Source organism: Pantoea sp. GbtcB22 (assembly GCF_019091025.1).
GTDB classification, from domain to species: Bacteria; Pseudomonadota; Gammaproteobacteria; order Enterobacterales; family Enterobacteriaceae; genus Pantoea; species Pantoea leporis.
In genome coordinates this window covers 1-244 of the sequence record NZ_JAGXKB010000629.1, presented here as the reverse complement: position 1 = coordinate 244, position 244 = coordinate 1, and the positions used below count along the sequence as shown (strand labels likewise).

Here is a 244-nt window from a genome sequence, read left to right as displayed (position 1 = left end):
TTGCCGTAAAATTGAGCAGCTGCGTGAAGAGAGCCACGACATTAAAGAATATTTCTCTAACCTCATTCGAACACTATCTTCCTGACGCATATGAAATTTATTGTAGATCGTGAGCAGTTACTGAAGCCACTGCAACAGGTTAGCGGTCCACTTGGCGGACGCCCGACGCAGCCAATCCTCGGAAATTTACTGCTGCAAGTAAGCGAAGGCTCGCTGCGCTTGACCGGTACCGATCTGGAAATGG

Annotated in this window: 1 protein-coding gene and 1 pseudogene; both read left to right on the top strand. The window is 48.8% G+C overall.

Translation table 11 applies throughout. From position 1 onward, the window contains the following. On the top strand, positions 1 to 85 hold an 85-nt coding region (locus tag KVT28_RS27985), incomplete at its 5' end, for a hypothetical protein (RefSeq protein WP_254633679.1). A 5-nt stretch (positions 86 to 90) separates the two neighbouring features. Continuing rightward, a pseudogene (locus tag KVT28_RS26200) lies at positions 91 to 244 on the top strand (DNA polymerase III subunit beta); the annotation flags it as partial.